At 58.6% G+C, this 21,503-nt stretch carries 11 protein-coding genes and 3 rRNA genes; 11 read left to right on the top strand and 3 right to left on the bottom strand.

Translation table 11 applies throughout. The features are described from left to right. Positions 1-32: 32 nt before the first annotated feature. The gene (locus tag BBBR_RS09545; protein ID WP_014484419.1) at positions 33-2,105 is read right to left on the bottom strand and encodes a cation:proton antiporter; all 2,073 of its coding nucleotides are present in this window, start codon (positions 2,103-2,105) and stop codon (positions 33-35) included. A 435-nt stretch (positions 2,106-2,540) separates the two neighbouring features. Between BBBR_RS09545 and tadA the strand changes: the two genes are divergently transcribed. After that, on the top strand, positions 2,541-2,990 hold the full coding sequence (gene tadA / locus BBBR_RS09540) for a tRNA adenosine(34) deaminase TadA (RefSeq protein ID WP_032738094.1): 450 nt from the start codon (positions 2,541-2,543) through the stop codon (positions 2,988-2,990). A gap of 116 nt (positions 2,991-3,106) precedes the next feature. Beyond that, complete coding sequence (locus tag BBBR_RS09535; protein WP_032738093.1) at positions 3,107-5,422, top strand: alpha-galactosidase; 2,316 nt, start codon at positions 3,107-3,109, stop codon at positions 5,420-5,422. A 112-nt stretch (positions 5,423-5,534) separates the two neighbouring features. Here the strand turns inward: BBBR_RS09535 and BBBR_RS09530 are convergent, their stop codons facing one another. After that, positions 5,535-6,743: an ROK family transcriptional regulator gene (locus tag BBBR_RS09530; RefSeq protein ID WP_032738092.1), complete on the bottom strand. Its 1,209-nt coding sequence runs from the start codon at positions 6,741-6,743 to the stop codon at positions 5,535-5,537. 172 nt (positions 6,744-6,915) lie between these two features. Here BBBR_RS09530 and BBBR_RS09525 point away from each other — a divergent pair, with 172 nt between their 5' ends. The 5 genes from BBBR_RS09525 (at position 6,916) to ilvA (ending at position 14,228) form a co-directional block, all read left to right on the top strand. After that, the gene (locus tag BBBR_RS09525; protein ID WP_003827793.1) at positions 6,916-8,205 is read left to right on the top strand and encodes an ABC transporter substrate-binding protein; all 1,290 of its coding nucleotides are present in this window, start codon (positions 6,916-6,918) and stop codon (positions 8,203-8,205) included. A gap of 21 nt (positions 8,206-8,226) precedes the next feature. Continuing rightward, a complete protein-coding gene (locus tag BBBR_RS09520; RefSeq protein WP_003827792.1) occupies positions 8,227-9,177 on the top strand; it encodes a carbohydrate ABC transporter permease in 951 nt (316 codons plus the stop codon). A gap of 18 nt (positions 9,178-9,195) precedes the next feature. Further along, on the top strand, positions 9,196-10,062 hold the full coding sequence (locus tag BBBR_RS09515) for a carbohydrate ABC transporter permease (RefSeq protein ID WP_003827791.1): 867 nt from the start codon (positions 9,196-9,198) through the stop codon (positions 10,060-10,062). A 771-nt stretch (positions 10,063-10,833) separates the two neighbouring features. Beyond that, positions 10,834-12,660 (top strand): glycoside hydrolase family 13 protein, encoded by a 1,827-nt coding sequence (locus BBBR_RS09510; RefSeq protein WP_032738091.1) that lies wholly within the window; start codon positions 10,834-10,836, stop codon positions 12,658-12,660. Positions 12,661-12,962: 302 nt separating this feature from the next. Beyond that, complete coding sequence (ilvA, locus tag BBBR_RS09505; protein WP_003827787.1) at positions 12,963-14,228, top strand: threonine ammonia-lyase; 1,266 nt, start codon at positions 12,963-12,965, stop codon at positions 14,226-14,228. Between the two features lie 204 nt (positions 14,229-14,432). On the opposite strand, the gene BBBR_RS09500 is transcribed toward ilvA, so the two are convergent. Continuing rightward, entirely contained in the window at positions 14,433-15,188 is a 756-nt protein-coding gene (locus BBBR_RS09500; RefSeq protein WP_003827786.1) for a Sir2 family NAD-dependent protein deacetylase, read from the bottom strand. A gap of 573 nt (positions 15,189-15,761) precedes the next feature. Between BBBR_RS09500 and BBBR_RS09495 the strand changes: the two genes are divergently transcribed. The 4 genes from BBBR_RS09495 (at position 15,762) to BBBR_RS09480 (ending at position 21,404) form a co-directional block, all read left to right on the top strand. Then, positions 15,762-17,292, top strand: a 16S ribosomal RNA gene (locus BBBR_RS09495). Positions 17,293-17,735: 443 nt separating this feature from the next. After that, positions 17,736-20,800, top strand: a 23S ribosomal RNA gene (locus BBBR_RS09490). A gap of 162 nt (positions 20,801-20,962) precedes the next feature. After that, positions 20,963-21,079, top strand: a 5S ribosomal RNA gene (gene rrf / locus BBBR_RS09485). The 16S, 23S and 5S rRNA genes sit together here, the layout of an rRNA operon. A 73-nt stretch (positions 21,080-21,152) precedes the next feature. Continuing rightward, positions 21,153-21,404 (top strand): hypothetical protein, encoded by a 252-nt coding sequence (locus tag BBBR_RS09480; protein ID WP_003829580.1) that lies wholly within the window; start codon positions 21,153-21,155, stop codon positions 21,402-21,404. Positions 21,405-21,503 lie beyond the last annotated feature (99 nt).

The raw sequence follows: 21,503 nt of genomic DNA, 5'->3' as shown, positions 1-21,503 counted from the left end.
GGCTCTCCCCTCAGAGAGGGGAGCCAAGAAATTTAGATGCCGGAATCGGCGTCAACCTGCATGACGTATATATTGCGCCTGAGCGAACGTGCTTGTGCACGGTTGATGTCGCCGGCCTCAAGCATGTCCTGAATCACACTGAGCTCAATACCGTAGCTCTCGCGCTTCACCTCTTCGACCTGCGTGATTGCCTCAGTGGTGCCGCTCATATTTGGCCGTGCCTGCAGCGAGCCCTCAGCGCGACGGTAATCCAAAAGCAGCGCTGAACAATGCTCGGTGTTGTAGGTGTCGTTGCCCATCTCGTCCACCAGCCGGTCAATCACATGATGAATCGCTTCAACCTGCAATTCACGCGTGCGGGCAAAAATCTGATCCTCGCTCACCAGCGGCGTGGTATGGCGAATCTTCGAGACGGTGCGCTTGGCGTAGTTGCTCACTTGGCGCTGCAACATGCGTGCACGTCCACGAATCTGCGATACCGCATGACCGGAAGTCGGATCGGTGGAGGTGTGGCGCAACGTATTCATGATCTGGTCAAGCATGCGCTCGCAAGCTTCCACATTCAGCTCCTGCGTGGCTGAATCCGCCGCCGGATGCGCCTTGGTTTCGGTAAGGCGGTCGCGCACGAATTCCTTCTCCCAGTGCAGCGCTTCGATTTGCAGCTTCTCCAACCCCTGCGGGTCGGTTTCCCCGATGTGCTGCTGCAAGCGGCCAATGCGCTTAGTGTACTGGTCGATGACCATAAGCACTGCACGTCGGTTCTCAGGCGTGATACGGCCAGTCAGTTCTTCCACGGTGGAGCGGAGCACCTCAATGGTGACCGGTATCATCTCCGCGCCAGGATCGCGGTTGCGGTTCGGAGCTAGCAACGGTAGCAGGAAGTTGGCTAGCAGCAATGTCACGATAATCACGCCGGAGGCGATGAAAATGAGTTCGTCGCGCATGGGGAATGCCGCGCCGCCCGCAATGTAATACGGGATAGTAAACATCAACGACAGCGTGATGGTGCCCTTGGGTCCGCCGAACGTCATCACGGCGGCCGACCTCCAGCGCTCAGGGGTCATTTTGCGTCGCATGCCGGTGTTCATGTCGCGGGCGATGCGCAGCATGGCGGTGATCCAGAGGAAGCGCAGCACAATCACCACCAAAGTGACGAGCAGAATAATGCCGATGAGCACAGTGTTGCTGATGTATGGGTCGGACCAGCTGGCCTGCATGGCTCGCGGCAGCTGCATGCCTAGCAGGATGAACACGGCGCCGTTGAGGGAAAAGCTCAACACTCCCCACACGGAGGAAGACACGATATTCGTGCGGGCCACGTTCGGTCCCACTCCGGTACGGTCGAAACGGATGAACAGACCGGCTGCCACCACTGCCAGAATGCCGGATACATTGCATTCCTCCGCACCTAGATACAGCAGGAATGGCAGGAAGAGTTCCATCAAAATACGGGTGGTGGTGGTCTCCCAACCGAGGGAGCGTACGGTCTCGAACACCCAGTTGGCGCATCCGGCCACCAGCAGACCGAACAGCGTGCCGCCAAAGAACGAGATCACGAATTCACCGGCGGCTTGGCCCACGGCAAAGTCTCCGGTGAATGCTGCAGCAAGTGCAAACTGGAAGCCGACGATGCCGGAAGCGTCATTGAATAGGGATTCGCCTTTGAGTACGCTGCGCTGACGTTGGGACAGTGAAGCCTCTTTGCCCAAGGAACTCACGGCCACTGCATCGGTCGGGCCGAGCGCCGCGCCTAGGGCCAGAGCAGAAGCCAAGGTAATCGAAGGCCATACGGCATGCAGCGTGAATCCCACTGCGGTCATCGTCACGATAGCCAGACCAATCGCCAGGGATAGGCTCAAATCCAACGTTTTCAGCAGGGCAGATTTGTCGATTTCGTGCGCTTCGAGATACAGCAAGGGCGCGATGAACAGCACCATGAACAATTCCGGATCGAGCTTGGCATCCGGGAAGAACGGCAAGTAGGTGACCAGCACGCCCAGCACGATCTGCACCAGTGGTGTGGACACTCGCGGTACGAAACGACTGGCGAACGAACTCACCACCACTGCTGCGATAATGCACAGGATGAGCTCGAATACAGCCATGAGTGTCTCCCTTTCTTTTATCACTCAAAGTATATGAGCATCGTTAGGAACACATTAAGCTTCAGGCCGAGTGTGGCTGAGTTCGTATCATCTCGCGTGTGGCATGCGGTTGGATCATGTCGTTTTGCGTGGGACACGATGCGGAAACTGGCGATTTTTTCGTGTTGTCCCACTTGACCGTGTCCCATTAACAACATCAATCGATTGACATTCTTTATGTCCCACAAGCCCAAAACATGAAACGTTGGAATGTCGCCATTTCTTGAGGATGATGCTTTTCGCCGATTGAGAGGAGCGTGGGACATAATGCGGAAACTGGCCAAATTCACATCTTGTCCCACGGGGCAGGCCATGCACTCGTCCAGATGGGACATATCTGCTGAAAGTCGTTGATGACCGCAAGCCACGCGGCATACACTCGTTCATATGGGGCATATGGGATATGACGAGATGATGCACGGCGCGCTGGAGCTCGCCAAAAGGGCCGCGGCAGCCGGCGATGTGCCGGTTGGCGCAGTGGTGGTGGACGCCGACGGCCAAATCATCGGGCGAGGATACAACACACGCGAGGCCGATGGCGATCCACTGGCGCATGCCGAAATCATTGCCATGCGTGAGGCCGCCCGCGCATTAGGCTCGTGGAATCTCTCCGATTGCACACTGGCTGTTACGCTTGAGCCTTGCCCGATGTGCGCCGGCGCATGCGTCCAAACCCATATCGGCACCATCGTGTTTGGCGCGTGGGACTCCAAGCTCGGTGCTTGCGGGTCAATCTGGGATATCCCGCGCGATCCCCATATTGGTCACGCCCCTGAAGTACATGGCGGCGTGGCAGAAGCCGATTGCCAGACTCTCCTCAGCACGTTCTTCGCTCATCGGCGGTAAATCGCTCAAATACTTACTTCATCCATCCAACACGCGGCACCAAGGCAACATATTCTACTTCTTCTACCATCACAATCAGTAGTTCAATGCATTCCGTATACGTCGAAGGAGACACTATGTCCCAGAACCCCGCCACCTTCACCGGTACCGCCGCTGACGGAACCGCGCTCACCGCCATCTATCTTGTACAGCCCGATGCCAACGTGGCAATCGGTCTGGTCGCTGCCGGCGATGACCTGCCGCGTATCATTCATTGGGGTCGCCCGCTGAGCAATCCTGAGACCTTGCTCGCTGCGTACGATGCGCTCAAGCCGCAGCGCGTTTCCGGTGCACTCGATGACACCGCCTGGCCGTCCATCCTGCCGACTCAGGCCGAAAGCTGGATTGGTGAGCAGCGTGTGGTGCTGCGCCGCGACGGCATCGAACTCTTCCCCAAGTTCACCGTGACCGGTATGAAATTCGACGGCGTGGTAGCTGCTAGCCTCGATGCTGTGTCCGGCGACAGCTACACCGATGTGACTGGACGTGCCCGTACCACTGGCCCGGCCAATGTGCCCGGCGTGGCAATCACTGCGCGCGACGAAGAGCAAGGCGTGGAACTCGAATGGCATCTCGAACTTCTGCCCGGTGGTTTGGCCCGTCAGAAGGCCATCGTGACCAACCTGTTCGGAGCAGAAGCCGGTGCCGAGGCCCCGCTGGAAATCGGCAAGATCGAGCTCGGCTTCCCCCTGCCCGAATCCGCATCCGAAATCCTGACCACCACCGGCCACCATCTTCGCGAACGCAGCCCGCAGCGTCAGCCGCTCACCATCGGACGTTTTGAGAAGCCGCAGCTCGCAGGTCGCCCTGATTTCGATGCTTCTCTGCTGCTTACCGCCGGCGTTCCCGGCTTCGGCTTCGAGCATGGCGAGGCCTACTCGGTGCACGTGGGCTGGAGCGGCAACTCCGTGCTGTCCGCCGAGCGACTGCCGTACACGCAGGGTGTGATTGGCGGTGGCGAGCTGCTGTTTGGCGGCGAAGTAACGCTTGATGATGCAGCCGGCGAAGGCCAGAGCTCTTACGAAACCCCATGGCTGTTCGGCTCCTTCGGCGATGGTCTGAACGAGATTGCCGCACGCTTCCACTCCTATGTGCGTTCTTTACACCCGCGCTTGTTCTCGCACGGCCGTCCGGTAATCCTCAACACGTGGGAAGCCGTGTACTTCGGCCACAACTTCGATACGCTCAAGGCGCTCGCCGACAAGGCAGCCGCTTCTGGCGTGGAACGATTCGTGGTGGATGACGGTTGGTTCGGTTCTCGCCGCGACGACACCTCCGGCCTTGGCGACTGGCAGATTTCTCAGGACGTATGGCCCGATGGCCCGAAGTCCCTCAAGGCGCTCGCCGATTATGTGCATGCCAAGGGCATGGAGTTCGGCCTGTGGTTCGAGCCGGAAATGGTCAACCCCGATTCCGACGTGGCCCGCAACCACCCTGATTGGATTCTTTCGCCCACTGCCGGCCGTCTGCCGCTGCAGGGCCGCACTCAACAAGTGCTTGACCTGACCAATCCGGAAGCTTTCGATTACATTTACGGCTGCATGGATCAGCTCGTCGGCGAGCTCGGCATCGACTACATCAAATGGGATCACAACAAGCTGGTCACTGAGCCCGGTTCTCGCCGCTCCGGCCGTCCGGCCGTGCATGCGCAAACTATTGCCGTCTATGAGATTTTCAAGGGCCTCAAGACCGCTCACCCGGGTCTCGAAATCGAAAGCTGCTCTTCCGGTGGCGGCCGTGTGGATCTCGGTATCCTCGAATACGCCGACCGTATCTGGGTGTCCGATTGCGTGGATCCGGTCGAACGCGCGGACATCCAGCGTTACACATCACTGCTTGTGCCGCCTGCCATGATGGGCGAGCATGTGGGTGCCAGCCCCGCGCACTCCACTCGTCGTGAGACCAGTCAGGAATTGCGCATGGCGATGGCATTCTTCGGGCACATGGGCATCGAATGGAACCTGCTCAAGGAGCCGGACGATGCACTTGCCAAGCTGGCAGTGTGGGTGGCCGAGTTCAAGAAGCATCGTGATTGGTTCGCCATCGATACCTGCGTGCACGCCGACTCCAGCGATCCGGCCGTGCGCCTCGATGGCATGGTGATGCCGAACCGCAATGCTGCCATCTACCGCTTCACCCAGCTGACCACGAGCCAGACCTATCCTGCCGCTCCCGTGCATCTGCCTGGCCTTGACCCCAAGCGCAAGTATCGCATTAGCCCGCTCGACCCAAGCCTGGACCTCGAAGGTCTGACCAATGGTCAAAGCACCCTCGGTTGGTGGAACGAAGAAGGCGTAGTCCTGACCGGCGAAGCCCTGCAGCGCTACGGCATCCGTCCCCCGTCCCTCCACCCTCAGCAGGCAGTACTGTTCAAGGCCGTGGCGTTAAGCTGACAGCCCAGTGGGCTGTCAGTAGCCATGGCCTGAGCGAAGCGATAGCTGAGTGAAGGTGGGATTGAGCCTTGCCGATAGGCAAGTCCGTAATTGCTGGTCGTGGCGGAGTGACCTACCCAATATGCTTCACGATTACACGGCTGGCAGCGGCTTTGGCCCAGAGCTGCCAGTCGTGATCCATAATCGTGAACTTCACCGGTTGAGTTTGGCTATGCCGATAGAAGCGGATGCCGTCACGCAGCGAATCGGTACCAAGCTTCGCCAAAAATGCCGATTCGCCGGCGATCATTACATGCCCCGGCATAGCGATGTTCGCCACGGTGGCCACCAGCGATCCCAATCGGAAGCAAGTGCGGTGCACTAGCTGGGAGGCTTGCGGCACATGGGCTCTGGCATCGTGCGCAAAATCATCGAAGGTCGCTGCGCGGCCGATGATCGCCGAATACTGTTCCGCAATCGAATCGTCAGTCAGGCATTGCGAACACCCGATATGCCCACTGGTGCAGCGCGGGCCCTCCGGGTCGATGAGCACATGCCCCACTAGGCCAAAACTCTTGTCCGGGTAACTGACCGGTTCGCCATGCACAGCCAGCGAATAGCCCACGCCCACGCCGATGGTCACTACGGCGAACGTATCCACGCCCACTCCCGGCCCGAACCAGGAGGCATCCACCAGCAGCGAATCGATATCGTTGAATACGCCGCATGGCAATCCGGTGGCCTCGTACACCATTGCGCCTAAATCTGTGGTGCCCTCCCAGTGCAGGAATGGGGCGAACGTGACGATGGAATCATCGATCACGTGACCTCCGACCGCTACGCCCACGGCAGTGGGAGCGGGCAGGCCGGTGGCGGCGACATCATCAGAGCATTCACGAACCAGCGTGGCTATCGATGATGTCACATATTCTGCCGACTGATCAGCACCAATTGGTATCTCATGCCGGCCGGAAACCACCTCGCCATGCGCGTTCACGGCGGCCGACACAATGGATGTGCCGTGCACTTTGACGCCTACGAAGGTGCGTGCGTTCGAGCATAATACCAATGCGGTCTGCGGCCGGCCGCGACGATCCGAGCTCTCCTTGGGAGTAAACCGTTCAGGCAGCTTGCCTGTAGTTCCGGCCACAGCCGGCAGTTCTTCGATGACTCCAGCATAAATCAAATCGCTGGTAATGCGGGAGAGCGCACCCTGGCTCAATCCCAGCATCTGTGCCAATGTGGTGCGCGCAATCGGCCCATATTGGGCGATGGCTGCCGCCACGCGATGCGTATGCTCGGATCCGGAAAACCATTGCGGAATCGCATTGGCGTCAGACATGCTTAAGCCCCTTTGCATTATTTATTGCGTTAATCACAAAATACCGCGCTTTTTGTTTCTTGCGCAAGTGGGCTCGCTGGCGCTGGGAATGAAATGGCGCGATCGTTACTTTTGAAAGTGGAAGAGCCGCCGGCGCTGAAGCCGGAAGGAAAAAGATAAAGGAGTCAACAATATGCTGTCCGATTCCCCACATTCAACGCCTAGACTGAAGCGTCTGGCCGTGCGCACTGCTGCTGTGGCGTGCGCTATCGCCGTCGGCTTCGGCCTGGCAGGCTGCGGATCGAGCACCGCAGGTACCGTTACGCTGGATTTCTTCCAGTTCAAGTCCGAGGCTGCAGACCAGTTCAAATCCATGGTCGCCGACTTCGAAAAGCAGAACCCGACCATCAAGGTCAACATCAACAACTCCGCCAACGCCCAGACCGATCTACGCACCCGCTTCGTCAAGAACCGCGTGCCGGACGTAATCACCTTCAACGGCGACATCAGCTTCGGCAACTTCGCCGCATCCGGTGTTTTCTACGACTTCACCGACGAGCCCATCGTGGACACCCTCAACCCCGGCATGGTGCAGATCGCCAAAAACCTGGTGCAGACCACCGATTCCTCCAAGAAGCGCCTGTATGGTCTGCCCTTTGCCGGCAACGCCTCCGGTTACATCTACAACAAGGCGCTGTTCCGCAAGGTAGGTCTCGACCCGGAGAACCCGCCGACCACGTGGACCGAGTTCACCGACATGCTCAACACCTTCAAGGACGCCGGCATCAATCCGTTGCAGGGCACAGTGGCCGACGCCTGGACCACCCAGGCCCCGCTCGCCTCGCTGACCGGTACGCTGGTTCCCGAGTCGAAGTACACTGAGCTCAAGCAAGGCAAGACCACATTCCAGGAACTGTGGAAAACCGCAGTCGAGAAGGAATCCGAACTCTTCACCTACTCCACTGCCGATACTGGCGTCACCTACCAGCAGGGCACGCAGAACTTCGCCCAAGGCAAGGCCGCAATCATTCCGCTCGGTACCTACGCCATTCCACAGATCCTGCTCATCAACCCGGACATTGAACTTGGTTTCGCCCAGATGCCGGCCACCGATGACGCCAGTGAACAGATCCTCACCGCAGGCGACGATGTGATGCTGACCATCGGCGCAAACACCAAGTACCCCGAAGAATCGATGAAACTCGTCGAATTCCTCATGCAGAAGGATCAGCTCGACGCCTACGCCGATGCGCAGTCCGCCATCACCCCGCTCAAGGACACCTACTTCGGCAATGAGGCGCTGGAAACCGTGCGCCCGTTCTTCGAGGAAAACCGAGTGGCCGACTTCTGCGATCACTACATTCCTTCGTCCATCAATATCGGCGGCTACCTGCAGACCATGGTGACCTCCGGCAACACCGACCGCTTCCTGAACCAGATGCAGACCGAATGGGACAAGGTCCAAGCCAGGACCTTCGAGTGATCGGTAGGAGAGGAGAACATCATGTCACACGCAACTGCAACTAAGACCGCTGCTCCGGCCGCTAAGTCCGCTGCCAAGAAACCCGCCAAGAAGAAGGTTTCCGCCTTCTCCACCCGCAAAGTGGACCCCGCCTATTATTGGATGGCGGTTCCGGCGGCCATCATCTTCGCTTTCTTCCTCTACCTGCCATTTCTTGACGGCGTAAAGTATTCCTTCACCAATTCGCAGGGATACGGCGACTACAAGTTCATCGGCCTGAAGAACTACATCGCTCTCTTTCAAGACAACCGTGTGGGCCACGCCTACCTGTTCACATTCTTCATCGCCATCCTCATCACGGTGCTGATCAACGTGATCGCCTTGTTCATCTCGGTGCTGCTGAACTCGAAGATCGCCTTCAAGAACGGCTTCCGCGCCATCTTCTTCATTCCCTACACCCTCTCCGTGCTGGTCATCGGCTACGTGTTCAAGTACATCTTCATGAACCCGTTGCCCGAACTTGGCAAGGCACTCGGCATCAAGTGGCTGTCCACCTCGCTGCTGACCAATGAGCAGCTCAGCTGGATCCCGATCGTTTTCCTCGCCGTCTGGCAGGGCATCGCCTACTCGGTGCTCATCTACCTCGCTGGTCTGCAGACCATCGACGACGAAATCTACGAGGCCGCCGCCATCGACGGCGTCAATCCCTGGCAGAAGTTCTGGAAGATCACCTTCCCGCTGATCGGACCGTTCTTCACCATCAACCTCGTGCTGTCCATGAAGAACGCGCTCGGTACCTTCGATCAGGTCGTCGCCTTGACCGATGGCGGCCCGAACTCCGCCACCGAAACCGTCACCTACCTCATTTGGAAGGGTGGCCTGACCGGTGGCGAGTACGCCTACCAGACCGCGAACGCCGTGCTCTTCTTCATCGTGCTGGCGATTATCGCCTTCGTGCAGCTGCGCATTTCCCGCAGCCAGGAACAAATCTGATTTAGGGGAGGATAAGAAATGACTACTGCAACAGTTGCTCCGTCCAAAGCCGGTAAGCCCGCCAAGTTCCGCAGGGATCACCGCATCAACTGGTGGCTGACCGCCGCTGTGGCAGTGCTGAGCCTGACCATTCTGATCCCGCTCTACTTCACCATCGTCACCGCGCTGAAGACCCCGGCCGAAGCCGGCACCTTCGCTCTGCCCACCTCGTGGCAGTGGCATAACTTCGCCGACGCCTCCGCCAAGGTCAACTACCCGAAGGCCGCGCTCAACTCCGCGATTATCACGGTGGCCGCCGTTGTACTCACCCTGCTGACCAACACCTTCGTGGCCTACGCCGTGGCCCGCAACATGGATAAGCGCTTCTTCCGCTTCCTGTACTACTTCTTCATCGCCGCCATGTTCGTGCCGTTCCCGGTCGTCATGCTGCCGATTGCGAAGCAGATGGGCTCCCTGCATCTGGACAACCAGGTCGGCCTGATCATCCTGTACACGGTGCTCGGCTTGGGCACGAACCTGTTCATCGCCACGGGCTTCATCCGTTCGATTCCGGTCTCGCTGGAAGAGGCGGCCCGCATCGATGGCGCATCCACGTGGCGCATTTTCTGGACCATCATCTTCCCGCTGATGAGCCCGATTAACGCCACCATCGCCATTCTGACCGCGCTGTGGGCCTGGAACGACTTCCTCCTGCCGTTGATCATTCTGACCGACCAGTCGAACCAGACCATCCCGCTCGCCCAGTACGTCTTCAGCTCGCAGTTCGCCACCAACTACCCGATGGCATTCTCCAGCTACCTGATGGCCATGGCCCCGATCCTCATCGTCTACATTTTCGCCCAAAAGTGGGTTGTGGGCGGAGTGATGAGAGGAGCGGTCAAGTAAAGGAAAGCCCAGTGGGCTTTCCGTTGACCGCTCCGAGCGGGCGGCAGCCCGCGAGGCAATATTGAGTCTGGCCGCAGGCCAGTCCGTAATTGCAGGACGCTGTGAAGTAATGCAGTGCTCGACGTTGCATTACTTCACAGCGTCGAGCGAGATGAGCCGATTAAGGAAACAGCCCCAGTGGGGCTGTTTCCTTAATCGGGCGGCCGATAGGCCGCATACTCACGAGGTAATGTAGCGCTCGGTTTTTTTGCCGTACAAGCCGGAGACTGGAGCTTTTGGTGTTATGCGGCAGACCGCCATTTGCCCCTTCCGAGGAGTGGAATCAAGAAATGGCGGATTTCCAACGTTTTTGGGAAGACTGGATTTGCCGCATGAACACGATTCGGCCATTTTTCGTGTTGTGCGGTATGTGCGTGTGCCACATGGGTGCAGAAACGCCTGTTCTCATGCTGTGTGGCACGTGTTTGTGCTCATAGGTGTGGAATCGCCCGTTTCTGCGTTGTACGGTATGGAAGCATGACGCACAATCGTCTAGCGGTCACCGGAGACCCGGTGTGGCATGCTATTTTCGCCCGGACATCAACCGGATCGGCCGTTTATCGAATCGCTGCTATGCAATCCGGAACGCACGAATCGTGCACCGGGCCGTGCATTGCCAACTGGCACTATTTATTTTCCGGCACACCAATGCAGATCACTAATGGGAATGTAATTCACCATTTTTTTAGACTGTGAGCAACGGGCAATATAGACATGAATAAGGAGCCAACGATGACTACTTTCAACCGCACAATAATTCCCGACGCCATTCGCACCAACGGAGCCACGCCCAACCCGTGGTGGTCGAACGCCGTCGTCTACCAGATTTACCCACGTTCCTTCCAGGACACGAACGGCGATGGTCTCGGCGACCTGAAGGGCATCACCTCCCGCCTCGACTATCTCGCCGACCTCGGCGTGGATGTGCTGTGGCTCTCTCCGGTCTACAGGTCCCCGCAAGACGACAACGGCTACGACATCTCCGACTACCGGGACATCGACCCGCTGTTCGGCACGCTTGACGACATGGACGAGCTGCTCGCCGAAGCGCACAAGCGCGGCCTCAAGATCGTGATGGACCTGGTGGTCAATCACACCTCTGACGAGCACGCGTGGTTCGAGGCGTCGAAGGACAAGGACGACCCGCACGCCGACTGGTACTGGTGGCGTCCCGCCCGCCCCGGCCACGAGCCGGGCACGCCCGGCGCCGAGCCGAATCAGTGGGGCTCCTACTTCGGCGGTTCCGCATGGGAGTACAGCCCGGAGCGCGGCGAGTACTACCTGCACCAGTTCTCGAAGAAGCAGCCTGATCTCAACTGGGAGAACCCGGCCGTGCGCCGTGCAGTGTACGACATGATGAACTGGTGGCTCGATCGCGGCATCGACGGCTTCCGTATGGACGTCATCACCCTTATCTCCAAGCGCACCGACCCCAACGGCAGGCTCCCCGGCGAGGCCGGTTCCGAGCTGCAGGACCTGCCGGTGGGGGAGGAGGGCTACTCCGACCCGAATCCGTTCTGTGCGGACGGCCCCCGTCAGGATGAATTCCTGGCTGAAATGCGCCGTGAGGTATTCGAAGGGCGTGACGGCTTCCTGACTGTAGGCGAGGCGCCAGGCGTCACAGCCCAGCGCAACGAATACATCACCGATCCGGCCAATGGCGAGCTGGATATGCTCTTCCTATTTGAGCATGTTGATTTTGATTGCGAAGGTACCAAGTGGAAGCCGTTGCCGCTCGATCTGCCGAAGCTTAAGAGCATCATGGCCGGCTATCAGGCCGCTGTGCAGAACGCAGGATGGGCCAGCCTATTCACCGGCAACCACGATCAGCCGCGCGTGGTTTCCCGCTGGGGTGACGATTCCTCGGAAGAGGCTCGGGTCCGCTCGGCCAAGGCCCTTGGCCTGATGCTGCACCTGCACCGTGGTACCCCGTACATCTATCAGGGTGAAGAATTGGGCATGACCGACGCCCACTTCACTCGTCTCGACCAGTACCGCGACCTTGAATCCCTGAACGCCTACCGTCAAAGGGTCGAAGAGGCCAAGGTGCAGTCGCCCGAATCCATGATGGCCGGTATCGCCGCCCGCGGTCGTGACAACTCACGCACACCGATGCAGTGGGATGGCTCCGTCTACGCCGGTTTCACCGCACCTGACGCAGCCGCCGAGCCATGGATCTCCGTGAATCCGAATCATGCCGAGATCAACGCCGCCGGCGAATTCGATGATCCGGATTCGGTGTACTCCTTCTACAAGCGGCTCATCGCGCTGCGCCACGACATGCCTGTCGTGGAGGCCGGCGACTGGCATCTGCTCGACGCGGACGATGCGCATGTGTATGCCTTCACTCGTACCCTCGGTGACGAGAAGTTGTTGGTCGTGGTCAATATGTCCGGGCGAACTGTTGATTTGCCTCGCGAATCCGCCGAACTGTTGGCAGTGGCCGATGGCCTTGCCGAGTCGAACGTGGTGATCAGCACGTATGATGCCCCGCACGCTGTGACCGCTCTTGCCGGCCGTGAGCTTGCACCATGGGAGGGCGTCGTCGTCAGCCTATAAGTGTTGCTAGGCGGTATCTCCGTTTCAAGGGGCTGATTTGGCTTCGCGATGAGGTCTATCTCCGTTTCAGGGGGTTGGTGCCTGAATAGCCGGGCTCCGAAAACCGCATAATACCGCTGCAAATGATGTGTCATACTCACGCATTGCACGATCGGGCAGCCCCTCGAAGAGGAGATAGACCTCCCCGCGAAGCCAAATCAGCCCCTCGAAAGCTGATTACGAACGGGAATTACCGTAAATGAGCGCTCGTTAGCGAGATAAGCCACTGTTTTCGGTGTCCCCGCGCCATACAATGGAAAGCTATGGAACAGAAGGATGTTTTGAAGGCGCTGCAGCGTGATCATGCAGCCGAACTGAAGCTGGCCGCCAAACGTCTCAAAGGGACTGCCCGTCATACGGAAATTATCCCTTCGCCGGTATTGAGCGAGATGACCGGTCATGAGATTCTCCTGAAGCCGGAAAACCTGCAGGTCACCGGTTCCTTCAAGATTCGCGGCGCGTACAACAAGATCGCATCGCTCACCGAAGAGCAGATCGCCCGTGGCATTGTCACCGCATCCGCAGGCAACCATGCCCAGGGCGTGGCCTATGCGGCCCGTGAGCGTGGTGCGAAGGCCACCATCTGCATGCCGCAGATCACCCCGCCGCTGAAGGTCGATGCCACCAAGGCCTACGGCGCCGATGTGGTGCTGTACGGCGATGTGTTCGACGAATCCGCCGCCCACGCTGCTGAGCTCGCCGACAAGGAAGGCATGATTTACGTGCCGCCGTTCGACGATTACGAAGTCATTTGCGGCCAAGGCACCATCGGTCTGGAGATCCTCGAAGACGTGCCGAATGTCACTGACGTGGTGGTGCCGCTTGGCGGTGGCGGTCTTGGTGCCGGCGTAGCACTGGCCATCAAGACGTTCAAGCCCGAAGTTCGCGTCATCGGTGCGATCCCGGAAGGGTCCCCGGCATGGAAGGACTCGCTGGCAGCGGGCCATTTGTCTCCTGCCGATCAGGTGGTCACCTCTGCAGAAGGCGTTGCGGTCAAGCACCCCGGCGACCTGCCGTTCGCCCTGATCAACGAGTTCCTGGACGATCTGGTGACCGTTACCGAGCGTGATATCAATGAGATGATTCTGCTCATGCTGGAGAAGCACAAGCTGGTGGTCGAAGCCGCCGGTGCCGTTTCCCTGGCTGCGCTGGAGCACCTGAACCTGCGCTCCCGTAAATTCGCTGCCGCCACCGGCCCGCACGTGGTGGTTCCGATTATGTCCGGCGGCAACATCGACACCGTGACCATGGGTGCAGTGATTCAAAAGGGCATGATCGCCCGCGGTCGCATCATGAACTTCGAGGTCGAGCTGCCGGATACTCCGGGACAGCTCGTCAAGGTGGCCACATTGCTCGCCGAGCAGCGTGCCAACGTCATCCAGCTGGATCACGATCAGTTCAAGGCCTCCGGCCATTACACCAATGCGGTATCTCTTGGTGTCACGGTTGAAACCAACGGCCCCGACCATATCGACCGCATCCTTGCGGCTCTGCGAGAAGCCGGCTTTAGCCCCAAGCGCATCTACTGATGTCCAATACCTCCCGCTGACGGGAGGTAACGCAAAAGCGCCGGTGGGTGGTTGAACATAATCATGAATTATTCGCTACTGCCGGCGGGGGCGACTGAGACAAGACAGGATAATCTGGCTCCCCTCTTTGAGGGGAGCTGTCGGCGAAGCTGACTGAGGGGAGCTTCGGGCTTGAACTCTCCTCAGTCGTCTTGGCGGCAGTAGCTACTTGTTCTCCGCAATCGTTTCGTTTACCAGCTTCGGCAGCGCGACGGCGATATCCTCATGAATCAATCGGCTTGCAAGATGGTCATACTGTGTGTGCCCCATATTCATAATGGTGATAGGCACGCCCGCCTGCGCAGCCACCGGCACGATGCTTGCTGCCGGGTACACCTCGAGGGTCGATCCGATTACCCACAGTTCATCGGCTTTGGTAGCCAAACTGTAGGACTTCTCCATAGCGCCCTCAGGCAGGGCTTCGCCAAAATACACCACGTCGGTTTTGATAATGCCATTGCAGGGCATATCACCGCGATACTTCAATCTGCGATGACAATGCGGATCTGGTTCCTCATCCAAGCGAGCCATGATATCTGCGGTGCTGTATCCTTGATGGCATTTCATACAATGCGAAGTGCCGATAGTGCCATGTAGATTCACAATGACGTCTGAGCTGTTTCCGGCCTTTTCGTGCAATGCGTCGAAGTTCTGCGTGGCCAGCAGAGTCAGCATGCCTGCCTTTTCCAGTTTGACCAGCGCTTTATGCGCGGCGCCGGACTGGGCGTTCCATACCGGTGACTCTTTTTGCCATCGCCAGGAGTACTCGCGATCTTCCTTATTGCGCAAGAACAGGTCAATGTCATATACGCTCATTTGATCGGGGTGCTTGGTCCATACGCCATCAGGGCCGCGGAAATCAGGAATGCCAGCTGAGGTCGAAATGCCGGCACCGGTTAATACAGCAATCTTTTTAGTCATGCTTATAGGTATACCCGCGATTCATGAATGACAGTTGAAGATAAGGCCAGTGTGGATGCATCGCAGGATGTGCCCCTGCGATGGTTGCCGGAAGATGAACATGTGCCAACGGGCCGAAAACTGTCGCGACACGCCAGTCACATAATGGATTCGATGTTTTTTAGAAACATTTGAGGGGTTATTCTGGCCTCAACAGAGCAAAATAGGCTCTGCGCGACACGCCGAAGGAACAGCGTAATTACGTCGATTCCTAGGTCTTTCGTGCGCTCTGATTTGCGCGGATTCGCATCTACGTGTAAGTTTATCTCTTGCTGCTCAGCACGGAGGTTCTCCTCCTGAGAATGGCCTTCGGGCTGGTGTGGTGGTGGTTTGAGAACTCAAGAGCGTGTTTGTACTACTTCTTTATAGTCAATGATTGCCAGTTCATTCCTCGCCTGGCCGCTTGTGTGGTGGTTGGGTACCCGGGAGGGTTTGATGAGGGGTGAGGTTTTTTGAGGGCGTCCTTCCTTAAGGACGTGCTCGTCGATTTTTTGTTTTGTGAGTCATCTATTCGGATGCTTTTCATGAAGGTTTTTTGTGGAGGGTTCGATTCTGGCTCAGGATGAACGCTGGCGGCGTGCTTAACACATGCAAGTCGAACGGGATCCATCGGGCTTTGCTTGGTGGTGAGAGTGGCGAACGGGTGAGTAATGCGTGACCGACCTGCCCCATGCACCGGAATAGCTCCTGGAAACGGGTGGTAATGCCGGATGCTCCATCACACCGCATGGTGTGTTGGGAAAGCCTTTGCGGCATGGGATGGGGTCGCGTCCTATCAGCTTGATGGCGGGGTAACGGCCCACCATGGCTTCGACGGGTAGCCGGCCTGAGAGGGCGACCGGCCACATTGGGACTGAGATACGGCCCAGACTCCTACGGGAGGCAGCAGTGGGGAATATTGCACAATGGGCGCAAGCCTGATGCAGCGACGCCGCGTGAGGGATGGAGGCCTTCGGGTTGTAAACCTCTTTTGTTAGGGAGCAAGGCACTTTGTGTTGAGTGTACCTTTCGAATAAGCACCGGCTAACTACGTGCCAGCAGCCGCGGTAATACGTAGGGTGCAAGCGTTATCCGGAATTATTGGGCGTAAAGGGCTCGTAGGCGGTTCGTCGCGTCCGGTGTGAAAGTCCATCGCTTAACGGTGGATCCGCGCCGGGTACGGGCGGGCTTGAGTGCGGTAGGGGAGACTGGAATTCCCGGTGTAACGGTGGAATGTGTAGATATCGGGAAGAACACCAATGGCGAAGGCAGGTCTCTGGGCCGTTACTGACGCTGAGGAGCGAAAGCGTGGGGAGCGAACAGGATTAGATACCCTGGTAGTCCACGCCGTAAACGGTGGATGCTGGATGTGGGGCCCGTTCCACGGGTTCCGTGTCGGAGCTAACGCGTTAAGCATCCCGCCTGGGGAGTACGGCCGCAAGGCTAAAACTCAAAGAAATTGACGGGGGCCCGCACAAGCGGCGGAGCATGCGGATTAATTCGATGCAACGCGAAGAACCTTACCTGGGCTTGACATGTTCCCGACGATCCCAGAGATGGGGTTTCCCTTCGGGGCGGGTTCACAGGTGGTGCATGGTCGTCGTCAGCTCGTGTCGTGAGATGTTGGGTTAAGTCCCGCAACGAGCGCAACCCTCGCCCCGTGTTGCCAGCGGATTGTGCCGGGAACTCACGGGGGACCGCCGGGGTTAACTCGGAGGAAGGTGGGGATGACGTCAGATCATCATGCCCCTTACGTCCAGGGCTTCACGCATGCTACAATGGCCGGTACAACGGGATGCGACAGTGCGAGCTGGAGCGGATCCCTGAAAACCGGTCTCAGTTCGGATCGCAGTCTGCAACTCGACTGCGTGAAGGCGGAGTCGCTAGTAATCGCGAATCAGCAACGTCGCGGTGAATGCGTTCCCGGGCCTTGTACACACCGCCCGTCAAGTCATGAAAGTGGGCAGCACCCGAAGCCGGTGGCCTAACCCCTTGCGGGAGGGAGCCGTCTAAGGTGAGGCTCGTGATTGGGACTAAGTCGTAACAAGGTAGCCGTACCGGAAGGTGCGGCTGGATCACCTCCTTTCTACGGAGAATACGGCCGGATGTTCGTCCGGCGGTGCGAGCCCCGGCGTCGCGGCAGTCGCGGCGGTTTGGGGCTGCTGGTGTGGAAGAGATCATGGGCTTTCGGTGCGTCCGTCGTGGGATGTTCCGCGGGAGTGGTGTGGATGCGCTTTTGGGCTCCCGGATCGCCACCCCAGGCTTTGGCCTGGCGCGATTCGATGCCCATCGTGCCTGATGGCGGGCTGGTCCCGTCCGGACGGCGTGGTGGTGCGTGGTGGCTTGAGAACTGGATAGTGGACGCGAGCAAGACGGGGTTTCCTTTGATTCCTCGTTCTTGCTGTTGATTTCGAATCGAACTCTATTTTTAGTGTTTGTTTCGATCGTTTTGTGATCATTTTAGTGTGATGATTTGTCGTCTGGGAATTTGCTAGGAAGGATCCTTGCGGCCATGCGCACCGTGTGGTGCGTGTTGCCTGCAAGGGCGTATGGTGGATGCCTTGGCAGACAGGACCGATGAAGGACGTTTGAGGCTGCGATATGCCTCGGGGAGCCGCCAACAGGGCTTTGATCCGAGGATTTCCGAATGGGGGAACCCACCGGCCGTCATGGGCCGGTACCGCCGTGTGCGGGGGGTACGCAGGGAAGTGAAACATCTCAGTACCTGCAGGAAAGGATATTCCGTGAGTAGTGGCGAGCGAAAGCGGATCAGGCCAAACCTTGCGCGTGTGATACCCGTCGGGGGTTGCGCGCGGGGTGTAGAGGGATCGCGTTTGCCGGCTCCGACGGGCCGGCCGTCAGTTGCATAAAACCATGTGCCAGGGGAACCGGGTTGAATACCGGGCCGCAGAGGGTGAGGGCCCCGTACCCGAACGCGCATGGTCTGGCGATCGCGTCTCCCAAGTAGCACGGGCCCCGTGGAATCCCGTGCGAATCTGTCCCGACCGTGGGATAAGCCTAAATATTCCTGTCTGACCGATAGCGAACGAGTACCGTGAGGGAAAGGTGAAAAGTACCCCGGGAGGGGAGTGAAACAGTCTCTGAAACCATGCGCCTACGAACCGTCGGGGCCCTCTTGTGGGGTGACGGCGTGCCTATCGAAAAATGAGTCTGCGAGTCAGTGGCATGTGGCGAGCATAACCCGTGTGGGGTATGCGTAGCGAAGGCGAGTCTTAAAAGGCGTTTGAGTCGCGTGTCCTGGACCCGAAGCGGGATGATCTAGCCCTGAGCAGGTTGAAGCGCGGGTAAGACCGTGTGGAGGACCGAACCCACCTGGGTTGAAAACCGGGGGGATGACTTGGGGCTAGGGGTGAAAGGCCAATCAAATTCCGTGATAGCTGGTTCTCTCCGAAATGCATTTAGGTGCAGCGTCGGATCGATTACATCCGGGGGGTAGAGCGACTGGATGCTTGCGGGCCCATATCGGGTACCAACAGCAACCAAACTCCGAATACCCGTGATGCGTATCCCGGCAGTGAGTCGGCGGGGGATAAGCTCCGTCGTCGAAAGGGAAACAGCCCAGATCGTCGTCTAAGGTCCCCAAGCGTGTGCTAAGTGGGAAAGGATGTGGAGTCGCATAGACAGCCAGGAGGTTGGCTCAGAAGCAGCCACCCTTGAAAGAGTGCGTAACAGCTCACTGGTCTAGTGGTTCCGCGCCGACAATGTAGCGGGGCTCAAGCACACCACCGAAGACGCGGCAGTAGCTTTGCTACTGGGTAGGAGAGCGTCCCATGCGGGGCGAAGCGGCGGCGCAAGCCCGCCGTGGACCGCATGGGAGTGAGAATGCAGACATGAGTAGCGAAAGACGGGTGAAGATCCCGTCCGCTGGACGACCAAGGGTTCCAGGGCCACGTTCATCGTCCCTGGGTGAGTCGGGTCCTAAGGCGAGGCCGACAGGCGTAGTCGAATGGACGAACGGGTCGATATTCCCGTACCGGCATGCAACCGGCAAAACCGAATCCGCGAGTACTAACTTCCGGGTCCGGGCTTACGTCTCCTTCGGGAGCCGGATGCCCTGGCCTGTTGGGACCGTAACGGTAGTAGGTCAGCGCGGGAGTGACGCAGAAGGGTAGCCGGCCGCGGAGGTGGTCTTCCGTGGTCAAGCACGCAGCCCGTCCCACAGGCAAATCCGTGGGGCGCGTGGGCGAGGTGCGATGATGGGCGCCGCAGGGCGCGATATCCGGTGATCCCGGCTGCCGAGAAAAGCTTCGGCGTGAGGCGGCATGCCGCCCGTACCCCAAACCGACACTGGTGGTCAGGTAGAGAATACCAAAGCGATCGAGCGAATCCTGGTCAAGGAACTCGGCAAATCACTCCCGTTCCTTCGGTTTAAGGGAGACCCCCGATGGTGAAGCGGCTTGCCCGCGGAGCTTTTGGGGGTGGCACAGACCAGGGGGTAGCGACTGTTTACCAAAAACACAGGAGCGTGCGAAGGCGCAAGCCGCTGTATACGCTCTGACGCCTGCCCGGTGCCGGAAGGTTAAGAGGATCCGTCAGGCCTCGGCCGAAGCGGTGAATTCAAGCCCCGGTAAACGGCGGTGGTAACTATAACCATCCTAAGGTAGCGAAATTCCTTGTCGGGTAAGTTCCGACCTGCACGAATGGCGTAACGACTTCCCCACTGTCTCGACCAGGAGCTCGGCGAAATTGCAGTACGAGTAAAGATGCTCGTTAAGCGCAGAAGGACGAAAAGACCCCGGGACCTTTACTATACCTTGGTATTGGCATTCGGTGTGGATTGTGTAGCATAGGCGGAAGGCTTCGAAGCCACGGCGCCAGCCGCGGTGGAGCCGCAAGGTGAAATACCGCTCTGTTCGCATTGGATGTCTAACCTCGACCAGTCATCCTGGTCAGGGACAGTGCCTGGCGGGTAGTTTAACTGGGGCGGTTGCCTCCCAAAGAGTAACGGAGGCGCTCAAAGGTTCCCTCAGCCCGGTTGGCAATCGGGTGGCGAGTGTAAGTGCACAAGGGAGCTTGACTGCGAGACTGACGGGTCGAGCAGGGACGAAAGTCGGAACTAGTGATCCGGTGCCGGTGTACGGACGCGGCATCGCTCAACGGATAAAAGGTACCCCGGGGATAACAGGCTGATCATTCCCAAGAGTCCATATCGACGGGATGGTTTGGCACCTCGATGTCGGCTCGTCGCATCCTGGGGCTGGAGCAGGTCCCAAGGGTTCGGCTGTTCGCCGATTAAAGCGGCACGCGAGCTGGGTTCAGAACGTCGTGAGACAGTTTGGTCTCTATCCTCTGCGCTCGTCGGAATGTTGAGGAGGCCTGCCCATAGTACGAGAGGACCTGGGTGGACGAACCTCTGGTATGCCGGTTGTCACGCCAGTGGCACGGCCGGTTGGCTACGTTCGGAAGGGATAACCGCTGAAAGCATCTAAGCGGGAAGCCTGCTCCAAGATAAGCATTCCATAGGACTACGGGTCCTTGAAGTCCCCATGCAGAACACGTGGTTGATAGGCCGGACGTGGAAGCCCCGCGAGGGGTGGAGCCGACCGGTACTAACGGACGAAAGGCAACACAATCATCCAACCCCGGTTGGAACGCAAGCATCCTGCTGCGAACCATCCCGCACGACAATGAGCACGGGATGAACACAAGACGAACCAACGCATCGCGTCCACCATCCGGTTCCCAGGCCGCCACACGCCGGCAGACCCCAGCGTCTGACCGTACAAGAGAAGATTTGCGGCGGCCATGGCCCAGGTGAGACGCCCGGTCCCATTCCGAACCCGGAAGCTAAGGCCTGGCACGGCGATGGTACTGCACCCGACAGGGTGTGGGAGAGTAGCACGCCGCCGCACCCAACTTACGAATGCCCCCGACCACACGGCCGGGGGCATTTTTTTTATCCTCCAACTATACTGATATTCCGTTATGCACTACTTCACCCCGAAACGTTGCGCTACGTCGAACAAGATCATGTATCACGACAAGGCGCAAGCCCAGCGAGCCGCCGATCAAAGTCTGATTGAGCGCGGGGCCGAGCTATGGGTGTACCGCTGCGAATACTGCGGGTGCTGGCATTTGACGCACCGTGATCCGCAATCCAGCTATCGCCATGTGCCGCTGAACCAGCAGCTTAAGCCGCATAGCCGCAAGAAAGGGTATAAGCCTCGGCGGAAGTAGTTTTCCTTCTCCGGCAGCCGTATGTCATCTCTCTCAAGATGGTGAAGCAACATCGCAGCCCAGTAGTGCTCAATAGCAATTGCCACTCGAACCGAACGA

It is taken from the genome of Bifidobacterium breve DSM 20213 = JCM 1192 (genome assembly GCF_001025175.1).
GTDB lineage: Bacteria > Actinomycetota > Actinomycetes > Actinomycetales > Bifidobacteriaceae > Bifidobacterium > Bifidobacterium breve.
This window is presented reverse-complemented; position numbering and strand designations above follow the sequence as displayed.